This window comes from Rhodococcoides kyotonense, assembly GCF_001645385.1.
In the GTDB taxonomy this organism is placed as follows: domain Bacteria; phylum Actinomycetota; class Actinomycetes; order Mycobacteriales; family Mycobacteriaceae; genus Rhodococcoides; species Rhodococcoides kyotonensis_B.
The window spans coordinates 1-16,762 of sequence record NZ_LVHI01000015.1 but is presented as its reverse complement, the minus strand read 5'-3'; the positions used below and the strand labels follow the sequence as shown (position 1 = coordinate 16,762).

Below are 16,762 nucleotides of genomic sequence, written 5' to 3'. Positions count from 1 at the left end.
AGGGGAGTTCTCGGACCACGTCCGAACTAGCAGGTGCTGAGCAAGAGCCGGCAGAGAGCGCTGAAAGCGGAATCTAGGCTGCGTTCTTCAAATCCTGTCGACGCGCCGAAACCCACTCAGCCAGAACCTCGCCGGTGTCTGTGCACAGTTTTGATGGATCGAATGTCGATAGTCGCGTCGAAGTGAGCATGCGATCAGGTCAACACCGTTCACTGTTGTCAGTGACGGACACGGGTTGACTTGCTGATTACCCTCGGCCGTACTGAGTGGCCCGGGCTGCGATTGTCCTACGACTATCGGAGAAGGCATGGGTGCTCCAGTCGGTAGACCGTGCCGCTCCGCATAGGATGTGAACTCTGCGGGTGTCGGCACGTGTGAACGAAGTCGTCATTTGCAGGTTTGAGAAGCCCCGGGTGCGTTCGGGACGCCAATCACTTACGCTCCCGGGGTCTTATATCAGTTCGTCTGTGCCTCCCGACTGTTGTCTCGAGACCGGATGTTCGCGCGAAAACGGAAAGTGTTCGGCGGAATAGTCGACGACGCATCTATCACGATATTGTCATCGTTTAAAGTCATGCACAGTTCAGACCTTAGCTGAGGTGCGGCATGGTGTCTAGCAATGACGAATGGGATACGGCAGTGAGTCGACGGGTCTTGCGAGGGTTTGCCCCCGCCAGGCTGACTGCCGCGCGGGAAAGTAAGGGCATGAGCCGTGCTGACTTGGCGCGTAAAGCCGGAGTTGGCGGCGCTACCGTGCAGCAGTGGGAGACCGGCACTCGAAGTCCTCAGGTCGATACCCTCGCGCTGGTTGCTAAGACGCTGGGTCTGTCTGTAGGGCACTTCGTTGATGTTCCTCGCGTCGAACGATTTCCAGGAGATTGGCGTGTCCTGCAGGGTCTCACTCAGCCCCAGCTCGGCTCGTTGGTGGGGATCAGCACATCTATGGTCGCGCGTATCGAACGCGGCGAGGTCAAACTGACCGATGAAAATGCCCGCCGACTGGCGTCGGCTCTTCAGATTGACGTTCACGAGTTGATTCAGTGCTACGAGCGTGCGCGTGATCGACCTGCAGGCGTCCCGGCGTAGAGCGGTCGCTCTGACTCGACGATGTGTGTGATCGCCTTCGCGGCGACGGACTCCCCGGCGAGAGGGGGAATGTCTATCTGCCCGGAACATAGGTGCAGTATCAAGGGTCTGACGCTTCAAAGCAAGTTTGAAGCAAGAAAATAGCAAATGCGAGGAAGGTGTAGCAGCGAACAACCCGTTCGGGTTGAAGTGAAGCACTCAGTGCATAGGTCTCTGCGATTGATTTGCAAATTTTTTGCCTTCTGCAGGTATGGTGTGGCAATGCAGGAAGCAAACGGGCTGCTCCGTTTCGGCAGGGTCATCGCGGACCGCCGCGCAAGACTGGGACTCACCAGATTCGAAGTTCGCGACGCGGGCGGCCCTTCCGACACCACTCTTGGAAACATCGAGAATGGAACACTGGGGCGAGCTCCTAGCCCGGCCACTCTGAAGAAGCTTGACCGGGGCCTCCGTTGGGTCAAAGGAAGCGCGGCTGACGTCCTTGCAGGCGGAGAAGCCACACCTATCGAAAGCCGATCCGGTCTTGATTCACCACGGAACCCGGGCGCCTTTGCAGCCGGACCGGATTCCATCGTCCTGCCTTTGGCTGAGATCAACAGTCTGTTGGAACTGCATCGTGAACTGAACGCCGCGCACGAGCAGTGTCGCAAAACAGATCCGCCCCAACCTCATTTCGAGCACGTCGTATCGAACTTCAACGCATACGTTTCGCGGGTCGCCGGACGGTATGCCACGGCCGTGCTGGAACGCAACGGGGGACCGGGAGCAGCGCTTCCTCCAATCGTCGAGATGGCCTTCGCGCACCTGCTCGATATGCCCATCTCCGGTCAAGATCCCCACGAACGAGAAGAGCAGCTCTACCGACGTTGGTTGGCAGGTCGCCTCGACGGCGTCGATTACGAGACCAAAGCGCGATTCCAGGAGCGCTGGGCCGAGCCTGAATGATGCGGTTGAAGTTGAGTCCGGAATGGACAAGGGTGCTTGTCCGTAGCCAGGACTCGTTTGGCAACGCTCCGCGGGGAGAGAACGCTCGAAAGGACTACCCACGATGACAACGCAACTCCCGTTGCATTATCGAATCAACCGGCTTTACGAAGGCTTCCGGCACAAGGGATCGCCACAGCAACTTGATCAGATGGTGGCCGATCACGTCAGTGAAGTTGTGGGTCACGTCGTCAGCGTCAACGAGACAAACGCACTTCGCACCCGACCTACCGCCAATCCGGAAACTGACGTACTCGACGCTATTGCAGGATTTTTCGCCGCACCGTCCACTTACCTCGTCGGCACGACAGTCGAGCAGAACGACTACGACGCTCAACTCGACTACTTCGACAACGTCCGGAACTCACAGGCAACAGTCTTCGCACTACGAACCCGAGTGCCACAGCTGACACCCGACATCGCCGAGCGGCTAAGTGTGTTGGTTCGCGACACTCACGAACGTTTCGAACTTGAGGATCGGCGAGGATCAGCCGAGGCCGGCAACGCCCACTGATGGGCTCAGCACGAGAAGCAGCTGCCGCGGTTGCGAACATCGGCGACCCACAGCTTCGTGCCAGCGCCTTCCTCGACGTACTGGACCTTCCGTTCAACCGCCCATGGTCTATTGATCGTTTCGTCGCAGAGGTCGGGTTCGAGATCGATCGCGTCATCGTTGTTCTCGACCTGCCCGATGATCTGAGCGCGAGCGGGGAAGTGTCCGGATTCTGGGTCAGGACAGCTCCTGTAGACGTGATCTATGTACGCAAAGGCGAGGATCCGCTGTTCAGAGAGCAGTGCATCCTCCATGAGCTAGCGCACATCCTGCTCGGTCATGAGGCCGACACAGCCGTGATCGAAGCCATCCTGAAAGAGACGTTCATGAGAATGGCGCCTGACATACCGATTGAAATGGTCAACGCGCTCGTAGAAGAACAACGCAACAAAGTGTGCTTCACGCGTGTACCGGACTTCCTCCAACCGATCGAACTCGAAGCCGAATGGCTTGGAACTGTGATGCTCGACCGTGCCGACGCGCTGCGAAAACCGTTCTACCCTGAGGGAATCGACCCGAAAGACGAGGAAACACTCCGAAGAGTCGCCACGATTTTCGGATGGCAGATGTGAGTACCTTTTTCGAGGCGATACTGCCGGTAGTGCTGCTGTTGTTCGCGCTTCAAAGATTGACGATGTATCGCCACAAGCCGCGGACGCGGCCTCTGACAGTCATGCTCTTGACACTCAGCGCTGCTCAATCTTTTCGAATACACGCACTGGCAGACGACAAGTTGGACCCAATCCTCCATCAGGCAACGGGTCTGTGGAATCTTTCGGTGCTCGTTGCACAGATCCTTGCGGTCTGCGCCGCGACCCAGCTGGTTGGAATAGTTGCGCACTCCACCCAGCGCAGATTTCCCCGTCGATACCGCTATAGCCTCAGTGCTGCGTTGTCGATCGCTTTGGGCGTTTCGTTTCTGCTCTCTCCTGCGCCGACTCGGTCGACTCACTTCCTGAGCCAGACCTTCGCAGCAGAAGGATGGATGCTCGCCTACTGGGTGATCTTCCTCGGCAGCCTGGCGCTGTGCGTGATAGTGCCGTTTTACCTGTTGGTACGCATGGCCCTGATTGTGAGAACCGGAGAGCTCGCCCGAGTGCTCATCGGGGCGGCGCTAGCGTGTGCCATGGTTCTGCTCTATGCCGTTCATAAGATCACATTCCTCGTGGCCTTTGACCGAGGGGTCGACAATTGGTACACCCACCACACGGAACAGATCTCGTTGTTCCTCATCATGTCCCCGTTGATATTTGCGGGATATGTTGCCGCAGTGTATGTCTGGACTGCGCTGCTTCCCCGCCTGCAACGTTACCGCCGCATCGTGGCCTACATGGAGCGGTGGCAGATTCTGGCCACCCAAAGCAACGCAATCCTCGCCGAAGCCTTGATTCCCAGTTCCAAGCGGACTGCCTGGAAAGCCAGCCGGGACTCCGTCGCCTCCACTCGGCTGATGGTGGAAATGGTCGACGGATCAGCTCCGCATCCCACTGGAAGCTCATCTAGAAAATGAACGGTATCAAACGCTTCGAACGCGACATGTACGCGACGTACGGTTCACCAAGTCCCTCGGTCATCGCTCTCTCCTCGGCCGGGATCCGACGGACGTACCCGCCCGCCAGAAACGCCACCATGGCCGGTGACAGCCAGTTGCCGTATGCAATGCAGAACCCGAGTGCGCACAGCAGAGCTCCGGCGTACGAAGGATGTCGAATCAAGCGGTACGGTCCAGTCATCACGACCTCCTGGGCAGGATGGGTGTGGACCTTGAACGTGAAGGATTGTCCGAGCCGCCGCACCGCCGCCAGACGCAGAGCCTGCCCCGCGGCGGCGGTAGCCAAGCCGGTGATGAAAACTGTGCGACGGTGGCGAGTACACACTGAACTAGGCGACGCAACGCTCACCAGCAGGCCACCGCCATACGCAAGGACAAGTCCGCGGCCGACGGCGCGGCCAGAACCGTCGTCGCGGTTGATCGAACCCACCTGCGGTTTCTGTCTGCCGATCCGGTACTCCGACCACGCGAAACTCGCGAACGCGGCAGCCAACACCCCTGCAGCCGCACGGTTCGTCGCAAAAAGAGGGAGTTTCTCGGCTATCACGCTGTCCAGCTTTTCAGACCTGCACAGAAAGAAGTACGACGTGCGCAGATCAGACCGTAGGACGATCCAATGAGGAACCATTTAAGGCCAGGCGTCGGAATAGCGCTGGTAGGAACCGGCTCCTTCTTCTTGGCGGCATCAGCAACCATGGCGTTCTACATGGCTCCGAAGCTGGTCAAAACTCCACTGGATGTGGACTCATCGACCGTAGCGACCGGAGTTGCGACGCTCTTGGATACGGAGGCACTGGTCGGCGGCGTGCTCAAGGTCGATCACGACGTTCCTATCCGCGTGCTGCAGAAGGTTACCGTCGAGGAGCCGTCCAATAGTGACAAGATCACCATGCAATCCGCCGTTATGCTGCAACGCGAAGACAGGGCAGGCCCACAAGCGACGGTCAATGCAACAGTCGACAGATTCACAGCAAACCGACGCACTGCCATTCCGTTCGACGATCCGGTGGGTTCGATTCAGAAGTACACGGACCAGCCTGCAGACGAAGTCAGTCACGACGGTCTGCAGCTTAAGTTCCCGTTCGACGTTGAGCCACAGTCGTATCCGTACTTCGACACGACAGCGCGACGGAGTCAGGCAATCAACTTCGCCGGAGAAGCCACGTTTCACGACCTCGACGTCTACCGCTTCACGCAGGACATTGCGCCACTCGACACTGGAGGGAAACTGAGCCTGCCCGCAGCTTACTGGGGCATTGACGGAACCGAAGAGATTCTGATGCACCGCTTCTACACGGCGCGACGTGAGCTGCTCGTCGAACCTCGCAGCGGCGCAATCGTATTCGGGAAGCAATACGTCAAGCAGTACTACGGTCGTACGGCCGATGATCCAGCCGCAGTCACGATCGTTGAGATGTCGCCACAGCTCGACACAGCAACCGTCGACGACCAAGTCCAACGCGCGGTAGATTCCAAACGACTAATCGACCTGGTTGAGGTCTACGCACCTGCCGCCCTCGGCATTACAGGGCTCGCTGCACTGGCCCTCGGCATCGGTGCTGCTAGAGCGCGCAGACATCGAGCACACATCCTGACAGTGGCAATGAAGGATCGCGATCTGGAAACAGATCACGCAGCGCGAGATCGTTCGGAAGCAGCACGAGAATGCGTTCTGAATGACCACCAGGAACCGAGGTGACGAGGTGGTGAACTGGATTGAGCTAGCCGAAGAAACAAGCTCGGAGGTTCTCGAGCCCTCATCGTCCGAAGTCGACAGGACAGGGATCATCCCAGTTACTCACTTCGAGCACCTGGCTTCGCGGGGACTCTACGGCGTGGCCATGGCCACAGACGATCCCGTGGCAACGCTGCCCGCTATCGGCGAGATTCTCGTTAGTGGATGTCTATCGACGGCTTTTGTGTGGGCTCAGCACCACGGGACCCTCCTCAGGTTGGCTACCTCGCGAAACGAGTCGCTCAAGACGCGGTACCTCGACAATATGCGCACAGGGACAGTTAAGGCTGGGGTCTCGGGTAGCGGCTATGCCGCCCCAGAGCGACCACTGATACGGGCTAGCCGAGTTACCGGCGGCTATTCGATCACCGGCAGAGCACCATTCGTGACAGGGTGGAACCTCATCGACGTCCTGGGGATAACGGCTTACGACGAGGGAAGCGACGAGACCGTTACCTTCCTCGCGCCAGCAGAAGAACGGCCGGGATTGTCCGCGCTGCCGAAACACCTGGTCGCAGCCAACGCCTCCAACACAGTCGAGCTTGAGTTCGACAAATACTGTGTCGACGAAGATGACGTTGTACATGTAGGCCCTGGAAATCGACATCGGCGAAGCACACTGTCGATGCTGGACCGGGTGATCATTCGGATCAACGGATCGCTGGCGCTAGGGGTATCACGTGGCTGCCTGCAGAATCTGGATGCACTTGGAGCGAGTAGCGAACGGCTGAGGGCTCGGCTAGCGGTCATCCGAGATCAGTTGAACTTTGCACTTCAGGATCGAAGCGGAGACATCTACGCCGCGCGTGCACAGGCTAGCCATTTTGCGGTCGAGGTTGCCGCCTACTATGCAACAGTCGCGGGGAGCGGTGCTGTGAAGAAGGCAAGTACCGCAGAGCGGCTAAGTCGTGAAGCTCTGTTCGCGTTGGTGTGCACATCGACTACTGAGATCAGGGAGACCGTACAGGCCTCGATCGAATCTATCGCGCATGCCGAAGGTGCGTCTGAACAACCAACTCGGCTCAACTAAAGCCAAGCAGCTGTGTGGGTGACCATCATCATGAATCGCCGTCAGGTGTGCGGGCCAAGTCTGTGAGTGGATCGTCCGGCGATGAGTAGAGGCCGAGGGCTCACAAGTCAGCCGACTCTCAATGGCCAGACGACGCGAGGGGCGCGGAGTGGCTCTGCTGCGGGCGCAGTGAAGTGGACTCACAAGCGACGGCGCGGACTATCTTCGATGCGCAACGAACACCAAACAGGCCGCCAGGGACAGCTCAAACGAACGAAATCTGTCCGGTTGCGGACAGCCACTTTAAATTGGATATCCGAATTTCTCTCGAGGTCGGCGTGTCCTGCTGAATTTCGGCTAGTCGTTAAGGCACGCTGTTGGGCATGACTAGGAGTGATCCACCTCGGCTCGTCGGCCGTCCGCGGGTTCATCACTATGACCCCGTGCAGCTGAACTGCAAGGTGCACCCAGCGATCAAAAAGGCGCTCAAAGAGGAGGCCGCTAAGCGAGGACAGAACGCCAATTTGCTGCTGTCTAAAGCTATCGCTGACCTGGTCGGAGTTCGTCTGGAGGAGCTAGTTCAGTCCGACAGCGAAGCGGAGGTGCTGCGGCATACCGCGTAGGAAAACCAAATATCAATAAAACGCACCCTTGACGCAGCAGAGCCCCCGGTGGTGTGACCGGAGGCCCTGAGCTCAAGTTGTTGACGAACGAGCGCCAACTCGCCGTCATACTGCGTGACCCCCAGAAAGGGACACTGTCTTGCCTGACAGGTCTCAGGGTACCTTGCACCCTGAAGTAGGTACAAGATTTAACGCTCGTGTCGGCGATGTCGCCGACACCACACCGGACCGGTTGTGGCGACGCTTCGCCCGGGCCATGGCTGCGCGGCAGTCGATGCGGCTGTACGACCCGGTCGCGAAGAAGTACGGCGCAGCGGGACCGTTGACGACCAAACGCCCAGCTCTGCCGGCGGCTGTCCCGTTGTTTACTCACGGCCGAGCGCGCATTCTGGCGCTCGACTTCGACGCCAAAAGTCATGGAGTGGACGCGGTCGTCGACGACGTTGCACGCATGCTGCAGTGGCTGAGAGAGTGCGGCGGCCGCGCCGTCGTCGACGCGTCGTCATCCGGTGGCCGGCACGTGTTGGTGCCGCTGGCACCGGGAAAGACCGTCACGGCCGAGGAGATTCGGCCGCTGCTGCGCCTGCTCGCCGCCCGGCTCCGCACGTTGGACATCACACCGATGACCAACCCGGCCTCGGGCTGCATCACCGTCCCGGGCTCGGCCTGCAAAGAGGGCGGACACCGGCGTTTGGTCGATCTGGATCCGGCCACGGCCGCCGATCATCTGACCGTCGGCTCCGATCCCGGCACCCTGACTCGACTCGAAGCCCTCCTCGGCGGCAGCAGCTCGGCGATCGCGCACCCGGTCACCGCCCATATTCATACCGCCACGGTGGCCGAACGAGTCGTCGGCACCGGTAGCAATACTCGGCTGCACCCGCGGTTCTGCCGCTCCGCACCGCCGCCCGCGGCCGTCACCGAGTTCGCCGCAACAGGCCGCCGCGACCGCACACGCTGGCCCTCCCGCTCGGAGGCCCGCCAGTCCGTCATCACCCACGCCGTCCTCGCCGGCGGCTCGCCCGACGACATCGTCGCCCGCGCCGCCGCGCCCGACTGGGCAGGTCTGCGCGCGGCGTACGCGCACTACGCCGAACCGGCGCGCGCGATCCGCCGCGACGCCGCCGCCGCCCTCGACTGGGCCGCATCGACCCTCCCCGATCCAGTCCGGGATGCTGGGCACAAGCAAAAGCACACAGGGGGCACCGCCGACCCGGTTTTACGTTCCTGGGTTACCCACGCCCAAACCTGGGTCTCTCATGAATTCGCCTCTCGTCGTGATCGCTGGACCACCCACGTGGTCGTGCAAGCGCTGGCGTGGGCGGCAGCAGTGGCCGGTCAGATCGTCGAAGGGATTCCTACAGTCGGGGTAGGGGGAAGATCGTTGTCGATCGCGGCGGGAATGTTGCCGGAGTCGACGGTGTGGTCGGTGCTCGAACGTCTCCGGGAGATGGAAGGGTCGCCGCTGCTGTTGATCGAACGCGGTGTGGGCCAGAACCCCGACCGCTACGCCCTCGTCCCGACCAAGGGCGCCCAGAACGATCCTGAGCAGCACCAGGGCGGATCGGCGGGGGAGTCCGAGGTGGAGTCGGTGCACCCGGCATGGAGCGTGCTCGGGTGGCGGCAGAAGATGCTTTACGACACCGTTGCGGCGACCGAGACACCGATGACTGCGGAGGAGCTGTTCACCGCGGTCGCGATCGGGCGCACCAGCGGCTACGAAGCACTCGGCGATCTGCGGGTGGCCGGGCTCCTCGTTCTGGACGGCGCTGTCGTGACGATCGGTGCGGCGGACCTCGACGACATCGGCCACCGGCACGGTCTGACCGCAGCCGTGCGGGCGCGGATCGTGCGGCACCGCGCCGAACGCATCGTTTGGCGGGAATGGCTCGCTGCCCGCGAGGACGCCCGCACCCCACCCGACCCCGCACTGTCACTGTTCACGGTCGACGACGCCGGGTTCGAGCGGTTCGACGAGGACTATCTCGCCGACGTCCTGGACACCGGCCCACCCGATCACTGATTCCCGAGAAGCGCCTATCGGTGAGCGTCAACGTCAGCAGGCGACATTAGACAGGTTCACGTCTGTCGAACTGGGTCGAGTATTCGGAGTGTGCGTAGTGAGGTGCAGACCTGCTGCGTGCGCTAACAGGTGCGTGGTGTCGGCCGGGCGCGCACGTACACCGCGCCCGGGGGGTATGCGGCACAGGTGAGCGCGCCGACCGCATCGTCGATCCACTCCGAGGACCAATACTGCGGATAGGTGATGATGATTTGCTCGGGCGGGGTCAACACACCGAGCCGGCGCCCGGTTGCGACCGTGCACTGGGACAGCGCATCGTCGATGACCTCGCTGGGATGTTGGCCGTGCTTCCACACACTCGTGCCGCCCCGGGTCAAGGCCAGTCGCTCGACCCAGCCGCCCTCGGTCAGGGTCGCCATGACCGAATAACCGGCATTGTCGAAGTCGACGGTGAGCACGATCAGCGCGGTCATCACGCCCCCCGATCTCGCTGCGAGGTGGAAGTGTTGCGATGACGGGACAGGTGGCCTGCCGCCACGCCGCGGTGTTGCGGCCGGGTCGCCTCCGCAGCGGACTCCTGCCGTATGTGCTCGAACGCGTCGGCGATCGTGTTGTGCATCAATGCCCGCTCGGCGCAGGAGATCACCGGGTCGGCGCCCGAAAGTTCCTCCTCGGCGATCTGCTCGAGCAGCCCGACAACGTCGGCGATGGCAGTCCGAACGCGCGGGTCATCGGGATCGTGCCCGGCCTCGCGCAGCGCCTGCCGATATTCGGGGTCGTCCTCCACATCGACTTGGACGCACCACCCACCCGTCTGGTTCCGCCTACCTCGACATTCACCCACTGCAGGCATCGGTGCCACGTCACATACTCGTGTCCATGCGAATCCGTACCCTGATCGGCCCGCCGCTGCAACAGGAGATCGTACGGTCGACCGCGGTGGCGACCGCCCTGTCGAACCCCGATCCCGACGGTGGCAGCAGTGACCGCCTTCCGACGCGGACCCTCCCACGTCCCCGCCGACCGACCACTGACGTTCGGCCCTCTGAGTACGGCTCAGACCCGGCGTACCTGACCGGTGCCGCGTGTCCCCTGTTGTGTGTCAGTGGGTCGGTTTAGCATGCGGACATGCGCGAGAGGGAGCCTGCCGTGGTCGCCGGGATACCGGAGACGGTGCTCGACGAGCTCGCACAGACTCTGACCGACAAGATCGACGTTCTGCTCGATCGGCTCACCGACCGCGCACTCGCTACGCCACAGGCAGGCTCGACGGCATGGAAGACGCAGTGGCAGAGCCGCGACAGCGAGGGCGGTCGCCAGGAGCATGCCCGGCGTCTCTACGTACGCGCAGTGCTGGCCAACCGCGCCGGCATCGGGCTTGCCGAGATTCCAGCCCCCGTGCCCATTCCGGCACCGCCTGCTGCTCGTCGCCCAACAGCACGCGCCCGCGGACGCACTCGAACAATGCCGGCCGCCGAGCAACTGGCGATCTTCTGAAGATTTCTCCGGACGCACGGGAACCGATTGTTTCCTCGCTGCATCTAACAGTGCGGAGGGGTGGTCGGCCGTCTGAGGGGGAGGCCGGCTACTCCTCCTCTCGACGGGTCTGCGGGCCGTCCGCACGCCCGGCAATGTGGGCTTCCATCACGCGGCCGTGTACGGAACGGGGGCCGTCCGTTTATCTCGCGGGTGTGTGGACTCGACGAGAACGCATCGCCGGACGTATCCTTACCAGCAGTGATTCATTTTGAACCAGGAGGTGGGTGGCGATGACGACAGTCGAAAGCCGCACGGCACAGCAGAGGCTGCAGCAAGCAGCAGCGCGCCGCCGCATCGACACCCTCGAGCTGAACCGTGAAATCTACTGGGCCTCGCGGAATCACCATCTCACACACCGACAGATCAGCGCTGTCGTCGCAGACGTCTCCACCACTAGCATCCAGCGGATCCTGACCCGCTTCGCGGCCGATCCGGCCTTGCTGAAGGAAACTCCTGCCGAGGTGATCGACAAGCGCGCCGCAGGGTTGATCGACGATGCGGCGATGATGGACACCCTGCTGGGCTGGAACTACCACTTCGGCGGTGTCGAGTACGTCGACGGCGTCGCCACCGACGCCTACACCTCGGGTGACTGGGATGACATCGAGCAGGCGTACTACCGTGACCGGCTCACCGACGACGAGTTCTCCCGGCTGATCGAACGGCGCCGCAGCGACCTCGAGAAGGCGGCCAGCGCGTAAGTGACCGATGATCTGGAGTTGCGCGGCAGCGTCGCCGCGCAGCTCATTGCCATGTCCGTTCCCGGCGGCCGCTTGCACACCAGCGCCGGCGACAACACCAGCGTGCTCTACGCCGGCGAGATCGAACGCTTCGCGTTCCGCAAACGCGTCATCGCGGACTACCTCGACCGTGAAAGCCCGCCGCGCGACGGCTGTTCGGCAGTCGTCACTGCCGGGGCACCGGGAGCAGGAAAGACCACCGCACTCACCCACTTTCGCGGCGACGACCTGACTGGGTTCCGGGTGCTGGATCCCGACATCATCAAAGACCAACTCATCGAGCAAGCGGTCCGCGACGGGATCTACGACGACATCCTCGCCACACCTCTGGCCGATGGACACCCGGTCGCACCGCGCGAGCTGGCGGCTCTGGTGCATCACGAATCGACACAGCTGATCGACCAGATCCGACGCATCTGCACCAGTCGCCGCGAGAACATCGTCATCGAGGGCACACTCAGCTGGAAGGGTCTGCCGCCGCGGCTCGCCGCCGAACTCACCGAAGCCGACTACCGCTCGATCGAGGTCATCGCGATCGACGCTGACCGGCACACCTGTCACGAGCAAGCCCTCTCGCGCTGGTGGTCTGGCCGCCGACGATGGGTCGAAGGAACCGACGCCCTCGGTGGACGCTTCACACCGCCCGCCGCCATCGACATCTGCTACAGCGACACCGAATCGTCGCTGTGTACCGCGCACGCCCTCGAGCTCGAAGAACTCGCCGCAGCAACCATCGGCACCAGCCGCGTCGCGGTCCTACGCCGCAACACCACCGGTGAACTCGACATCACATTCGAACGTGTGCACCCGAACAACGAATAACGCTCTTCAGGAACCTATCTCGGTCTGACGTCCGATAAACCCGGGGGTCATGGTGTTCGGATGCGATGCCCAACACCCAGGATGCTCCCAGCCGCGCGATAGCGACAACGAACCGGCATCCACGATCGGTGACCGAACCGCCTCATGGTTCGACATCCGTTGTCTCACAACACTACCGCCTCTCAACCGGCGCTGCGGCCATGCGTATGGCCATACGTATGGGCTTATGCGTGGCTTACGGCGATCCGGCGCTGCCTCACCGACTGCCCTCCCGTGCACATCCGGTGTTCAACTGCTGTATGGGTGTTGAGGGGGAGTGTCAGGCGATGCCTTCGTTCATTCGGAGCCGACGGCTACTCACCTCGAGCAGGGCCGCGACCGCGCGCGGGTCGAGATGCGGCGGGCAGGCGGGGCCGCGGAGGGCAGCGTCGAGACGGGTGAAGAACTCGCGGGGGCTCAAGCCGAATCCGACAATGATGTCCTCGGCGTGCCCACCGCCGTAGGGGAGCCACCGAAGTGCAAAGTCGACCATGCGGTCGTCCTCACCGCGCCCGGACTGCGTCACCTGTCCAGTATCACCCAGTGCAGGCGTACCCGCCCGATGAAGATGGGGCGTCCGGTTCTCGCACCTCACTGGCCGACAACCCCGAGATGCTGTGCGTACCAGTCGATCTGGGTCGAGCTGCGCCGGGCGCCGCGTTCGACACCGGGCAGGGTTATGACGTCGTGGATCGGATCGTCACCGAACCGCCGTTGGCAGCCGGTGGCCGCTGTGCGCCTGCATGACAGTTTCCCCGGGGCGTTGTTGCCCGAACCCTCGCCCGCACAACCTGCGACTCGATTGGATGTGCCGGCGGCAGCGCAGCCTGCTCCGGGCTTCGCGATGGGCGCAGGCACGTGGGGTTGATCGCCGATCCACGAAGTGCGGCCCCAATAGCGCACGACAACACCTCCACGCCTGAGGCAGTGCCTACCTCGCGCGCCGGCGGGCAGCCGCGACGATACGGACCACCGCGTCGACGAGCAGGATCGGAACACCCACAACGAGGACGATCGCCGAGGCGATCAACAGCGAAATCAGAACGGGATACATCTACGCCAGTTCGCTGTCGTCGGCGAAGACCAGGGTGCCCGAATCCAAGGCAATTGCCCACCGCTTGGGCCGCGCCCACGTCCGCCCCAGCGCGTCACCGGAACACAGCGATTCGGCGAAATCCTCGACGATCGTCCCCGCCTCCTGCTCGACGCCGGCCCGCTTCATTTGTACTCTGTCACCAACAGTGCGGCCGGATTCGATGCCGTCGTTGTTTTCGCTCATGAAGAATTGAAGCAGACCACCCAGACGAACCCGACACGGTGGGAGCGAACCGGGCCGATATTCCTGGCGGAGCGGCTGTGGCGCGGCGCTGAGGATTTCTTCTTCGGAGGACACAGACCGTCACTGCCTGGCCGCCGGTGACCCCACACACCAGGCACCAAGAGAAAATATGGCACCGAAAGGCGCGTCCTTCAGCCAGGACCTCCTGGGTCCGCCAAAATTAATTCGCGCCGCCTGGAGCACCTATACAGCAGCGCTGGAGAGCTAAGGTCGGCGCTGGCGTCTGCCGCCACTGAAGTTAGCTTTGCCAGCTCAGGGCACCGTCAGCGAATACGGGCCTGTAACGGCCCGCGAACAGGCAATTCCCCGTCAGTGCGGATTGTAGGTCCGCAAACAATTCTCGTGCTGAACCCCAGCGAACGCTCGACTTGTCGACGAACGCGCCTGTGTACTCGCTGACGCAGCCTTGCATGAGCCCCGGCCTGGTGTCGATGACGAGCGTGACGCCATCTTGATCGGCTATGGGGACCAAGCGGCGATCATAGGTATCCGCCCACCCACCCGCTTCATCCGCCTGGTTCGAATCCGAAGGTTCAGTCTCATAGGGCGACCCCTCCTCCACTTCGACCCATAACCGTGAAATATCCACACTTCGTGTCGGACCCAAAGTCTGTGTGGACGGCAAAAGCGTTGCGTATCGCCAGCATTCGTTGGAAAACCAAAAGTTGACGGCGGGGACGTTCAAGGACTGTGGCGAGTACCAGTCATGCAGCACGCTCGCGTCCTGATCGTCGGCGATGGTGTCGACGTCGACACCGTTCCGTTCAAGCACCTCGGCTATACGCGACCAGGAGAAGGCGATTTCGGCGTTGTCGTCGACCACTGGGCCACCGTATCCCGACGCTTCGCGGACCCGGTCTTTGAGGTCGCCCCCACGTCGCACCGGCAACCCCCATTACCTACCGTCGATGACCCCACGCATCAGTCACAAGGGCCAGAAATCTTGACGGTCTGAACCTGCAGGCATGTGCGGGCCCGGGATGCGGTCAGGGAGTCCTGGTAGTGCGAGCCATCTCACGGTTGGGGTTCTGGTTCACCCGGGAACGCGTCGAGCCGCGAACCCGCCTGTCGCCTGCTTGCTCTACCGTCGCCCAGAATGAGCTCCGAGCGTGGAGTGTCCACCCTCTACGGCGATACTATTTTGTATAGGTCCTTGTGGAGGTGGTCGCGATGGCGTTGGTGTCCGATCTGGAGCGGGATCTTCGGTCGATCCCTGCACAGCGGGAGTTGCTGCAGCTGCGGCTGTTGAGGGCGGTCGCGCACGCCGTCGATGCCGGGATCCCGCAGCGAGTGATCGCCGCCAATCTGGGTGTCGCTCAGCCGGAAGTGAGCCGCATCGTCAAAAAGCTACGGCTGCAGCCCTGGGCGCGTCAGCGAAGCCCACGCGAGGTGTTACTCGAACACGCCGCTCAGCTCATCGATCACGACGCGATGATGACCGAACTGACCGCGTGGGACTACACCTACGGACACGACGCCGATGATGATCCGATCGGAGAAAGCTATGTCCGCGGCAGCTGGGATCAGATCGAACGCGCCGGTGACCTGTTGAGCGACGTGGACTACGGTGCTCTCCTCGACGCGACCGCTGATCGACGTGCGCAGGCGAATGCCCGCTGATTCGGCAACATCGGTCTCCAAAGAGCTCGCGGCGATACTCGACGACTTACCGACGCCAGGTGGCCCGGCGGTCGCGAGCTGGTGACCGATACTGGCCTCTGTCTGCTCGGACAGATACGCTTCGAACGATCCCGTCGCGGGTCCGTCTACGCGGGTCCGTCTACGCGGGACCGGATCGAAGATGTCGATCGAGGCGCGTGGTCCTTCTTTACCCAGCAACCCGCCCTTCCGGCACCGCCAGGGCGTCCGACGGGTTGAACATGAAAGCCGGCAGACATGGAGTATCGGTGGATGACAACACGTTCGGGCGGTTGAACGAACGCATCGACAGACTGCGAGTGGCTCCGCTGATCGCGAACACCGTAGCCGTCTACACGGCAGACCGGGAGGCGCTGAACCGCGCGTACAGCGCAGGGCTGGTAGATCTGAACACGGCCGCCGAGCTCACCCCGACGCAGATACGCGCGCTGCTCGCGACAACTCCAGCATGTGAAGAAGACGGAACAGCAGACACCTAACGCTTGGGGTCGACATCGGCCGTTGGTCGGTGACGCCGACACGCCGCACATCGGTTCGTCGCCCGATCGGCGCAGAGATCGCTGCACCGCAACGCGAATCGGCGTCCTCGTACAAAACCTTGAATTGTCACTGTGACGATTCGGCGGATCGCGCGGGGCGGGCAGCTGAGCTGTGCATGCGTCGATGACGTGGTGTCCGCGGTCAGGAAGGCGGTTGCTGCCCCGAAGGTGGAGACTTACGTAGGGTCTTTCCGGTCGTAGATGACTTCGGAGGCATCGGTGCTGGTTTCACTGAACATGGATTGCGTCACCCAGCGACCCGACTAGTGTACGATGACGGCAAGTCGCGGAAAGCGAAGTTACGGCAGATAAGCCTCAAATCCATTGCGCCACAACGCAATAAAACTGCCGATAATAAACCTTATGTCAAGTAGTCTGTTGCGAGTCGCAGGAAGTGCGAACTCGAACCCCACCCCGATGGCTGCGTTCCTGAACGCAGTTTCCGAGGCAGCTACCTGTAGCGATGCCGATGCTAGCTCGGCCAGGGACGGATTGTTTGGTGGCCGCGCCGGGCCGCGGT

22 protein-coding genes are annotated in these 16,762 nt (G+C 62.1%); 15 read left to right on the top strand and 7 right to left on the bottom strand.

Translation table 11 applies throughout. The features are described 5' to 3' along the window. The first annotated feature begins 606 nt into the window (after positions 1-606). The 5 genes from A3K89_RS13405 to A3K89_RS13385 all read left to right on the top strand — a co-directional run bounded on the left by A3K89_RS13405 (position 607) and on the right by A3K89_RS13385 (position 4,133). Positions 607-1,086 (top strand): helix-turn-helix domain-containing protein, encoded by a 480-nt coding sequence (locus tag A3K89_RS13405; RefSeq protein ID WP_084423784.1) that lies wholly within the window; start codon positions 607-609, stop codon positions 1,084-1,086. A 261-nt stretch (positions 1,087-1,347) separates the two neighbouring features. Continuing rightward, entirely contained in the window at positions 1,348-2,031 is a 684-nt protein-coding gene (locus A3K89_RS13400; RefSeq protein WP_068426928.1) for a helix-turn-helix domain-containing protein, read from the top strand. Between the two features lie 103 nt (positions 2,032-2,134). Beyond that, the gene (locus tag A3K89_RS13395) at positions 2,135-2,584 is read left to right on the top strand and encodes a hypothetical protein (protein WP_068426738.1); all 450 of its coding nucleotides are present in this window, start codon (positions 2,135-2,137) and stop codon (positions 2,582-2,584) included. After that, entirely contained in the window at positions 2,584-3,195 is a 612-nt protein-coding gene (locus tag A3K89_RS13390) for a hypothetical protein (RefSeq protein ID WP_068426735.1), read from the top strand. Before A3K89_RS13395 ends, A3K89_RS13390 begins: the two co-directional genes overlap by 1 nt. Beyond that, the gene (locus A3K89_RS13385) at positions 3,183-4,133 is read left to right on the top strand and encodes a hypothetical protein (RefSeq protein WP_157105326.1); all 951 of its coding nucleotides are present in this window, start codon (positions 3,183-3,185) and stop codon (positions 4,131-4,133) included. The genes A3K89_RS13390 and A3K89_RS13385 overlap by 13 nt, the downstream gene beginning before the upstream one ends. Here A3K89_RS13385 and A3K89_RS26340 read toward each other — a convergent pair. Next, complete coding sequence (locus A3K89_RS26340) at positions 4,123-4,461, bottom strand: methyltransferase family protein (protein WP_254303522.1); 339 nt, start codon at positions 4,459-4,461, stop codon at positions 4,123-4,125. The genes A3K89_RS13385 and A3K89_RS26340 overlap by 11 nt on opposite strands. Before the next feature lie 330 nt (positions 4,462-4,791). On the opposite strand from A3K89_RS26340, the gene A3K89_RS13375 reads away from it, so the two are divergent. The 4 genes from A3K89_RS13375 (at position 4,792) to A3K89_RS13360 (ending at position 9,565) form a co-directional block, all read left to right on the top strand. Further along, complete coding sequence (locus A3K89_RS13375; RefSeq protein ID WP_084423782.1) at positions 4,792-5,874, top strand: DUF3068 domain-containing protein; 1,083 nt, start codon at positions 4,792-4,794, stop codon at positions 5,872-5,874. Further along, positions 5,852-6,940, top strand: a complete 1,089-nt coding sequence (locus A3K89_RS13370; protein WP_068426727.1) for an acyl-CoA dehydrogenase family protein — start codon at positions 5,852-5,854, stop codon at positions 6,938-6,940. The genes A3K89_RS13375 and A3K89_RS13370 overlap by 23 nt, the downstream gene beginning before the upstream one ends. Before the next feature lie 422 nt (positions 6,941-7,362). After that, entirely contained in the window at positions 7,363-7,542 is a 180-nt protein-coding gene (locus A3K89_RS13365) for a hypothetical protein (RefSeq protein WP_068426725.1), read from the top strand. Between the two features lie 256 nt (positions 7,543-7,798). Continuing rightward, positions 7,799-9,565 carry a hypothetical protein gene (locus A3K89_RS13360; RefSeq protein ID WP_068426722.1) on the top strand — a complete coding sequence of 589 codons (1,767 nt, stop codon included), beginning with the start codon at positions 7,799-7,801 and terminating at the stop codon, positions 9,563-9,565. Between the two features lie 122 nt (positions 9,566-9,687). On the opposite strand, the gene A3K89_RS13355 is transcribed toward A3K89_RS13360, so the two are convergent. Together A3K89_RS13355 and A3K89_RS13350 are read right to left on the bottom strand one after the other, a co-directional pair. Beyond that, entirely contained in the window at positions 9,688-10,038 is a 351-nt protein-coding gene (locus tag A3K89_RS13355) for a hypothetical protein (RefSeq protein WP_157105324.1), read from the bottom strand. Further along, the gene (locus A3K89_RS13350) at positions 10,038-10,352 is read right to left on the bottom strand and encodes a hypothetical protein (RefSeq protein WP_068426716.1); all 315 of its coding nucleotides are present in this window, start codon (positions 10,350-10,352) and stop codon (positions 10,038-10,040) included. The genes A3K89_RS13355 and A3K89_RS13350 overlap by 1 nt, the downstream gene beginning before the upstream one ends. Positions 10,353-10,693: 341 nt before the next feature. Here A3K89_RS13350 and A3K89_RS13345 point away from each other — a divergent pair, with 341 nt between their 5' ends. The 3 genes from A3K89_RS13345 (at position 10,694) to A3K89_RS13335 (ending at position 12,666) form a co-directional block, all read left to right on the top strand. Beyond that, positions 10,694-11,062: a hypothetical protein gene (locus tag A3K89_RS13345; protein ID WP_068426713.1), complete on the top strand. Its 369-nt coding sequence runs from the start codon at positions 10,694-10,696 to the stop codon at positions 11,060-11,062. A 272-nt stretch (positions 11,063-11,334) separates the two neighbouring features. Then, positions 11,335-11,805: a hypothetical protein gene (locus tag A3K89_RS13340; RefSeq protein ID WP_068426924.1), complete on the top strand. Its 471-nt coding sequence runs from the start codon at positions 11,335-11,337 to the stop codon at positions 11,803-11,805. After that, positions 11,806-12,666: a zeta toxin family protein gene (locus A3K89_RS13335; RefSeq protein ID WP_084423781.1), complete on the top strand. Its 861-nt coding sequence runs from the start codon at positions 11,806-11,808 to the stop codon at positions 12,664-12,666. Between the two features lie 319 nt (positions 12,667-12,985). Here the strand turns inward: A3K89_RS13335 and A3K89_RS13330 are convergent, their stop codons facing one another. Continuing rightward, positions 12,986-13,231 (bottom strand): hypothetical protein, encoded by a 246-nt coding sequence (locus A3K89_RS13330; RefSeq protein WP_157105323.1) that lies wholly within the window; start codon positions 13,229-13,231, stop codon positions 12,986-12,988. A gap of 17 nt (positions 13,232-13,248) precedes the next feature. Between A3K89_RS13330 and A3K89_RS25765 the strand changes: the two genes are divergently transcribed. Further along, positions 13,249-13,452 (top strand): hypothetical protein, encoded by a 204-nt coding sequence (locus A3K89_RS25765; RefSeq protein ID WP_157105322.1) that lies wholly within the window; start codon positions 13,249-13,251, stop codon positions 13,450-13,452. A 184-nt stretch (positions 13,453-13,636) separates the two neighbouring features. On the opposite strand, the gene A3K89_RS26585 is transcribed toward A3K89_RS25765, so the two are convergent. The 3 genes from A3K89_RS26585 to A3K89_RS13320 all read right to left on the bottom strand — a co-directional run bounded on the left by A3K89_RS26585 (position 13,637) and on the right by A3K89_RS13320 (position 14,867). Beyond that, a complete protein-coding gene (locus A3K89_RS26585; protein WP_302050733.1) occupies positions 13,637-13,759 on the bottom strand; it encodes a hypothetical protein in 123 nt (40 codons plus the stop codon). Continuing rightward, positions 13,760-13,984 (bottom strand): hypothetical protein, encoded by a 225-nt coding sequence (locus A3K89_RS13325; RefSeq protein WP_068426710.1) that lies wholly within the window; start codon positions 13,982-13,984, stop codon positions 13,760-13,762. It lies immediately after the preceding gene. 298 nt (positions 13,985-14,282) lie between these two features. Next, the gene (locus A3K89_RS13320) at positions 14,283-14,867 is read right to left on the bottom strand and encodes a hypothetical protein (protein WP_157105321.1); all 585 of its coding nucleotides are present in this window, start codon (positions 14,865-14,867) and stop codon (positions 14,283-14,285) included. A 347-nt stretch (positions 14,868-15,214) separates the two neighbouring features. Here A3K89_RS13320 and A3K89_RS13315 point away from each other — a divergent pair, with 347 nt between their 5' ends. Both A3K89_RS13315 and A3K89_RS13310 read left to right on the top strand, forming a co-directional pair. After that, positions 15,215-15,664: a hypothetical protein gene (locus A3K89_RS13315; RefSeq protein ID WP_068426918.1), complete on the top strand. Its 450-nt coding sequence runs from the start codon at positions 15,215-15,217 to the stop codon at positions 15,662-15,664. 287 nt (positions 15,665-15,951) lie between these two features. Continuing rightward, a complete protein-coding gene (locus A3K89_RS13310) occupies positions 15,952-16,182 on the top strand; it encodes a hypothetical protein (protein WP_068426703.1) in 231 nt (76 codons plus the stop codon). Positions 16,183-16,762: the final 580 nt, after the last annotated feature.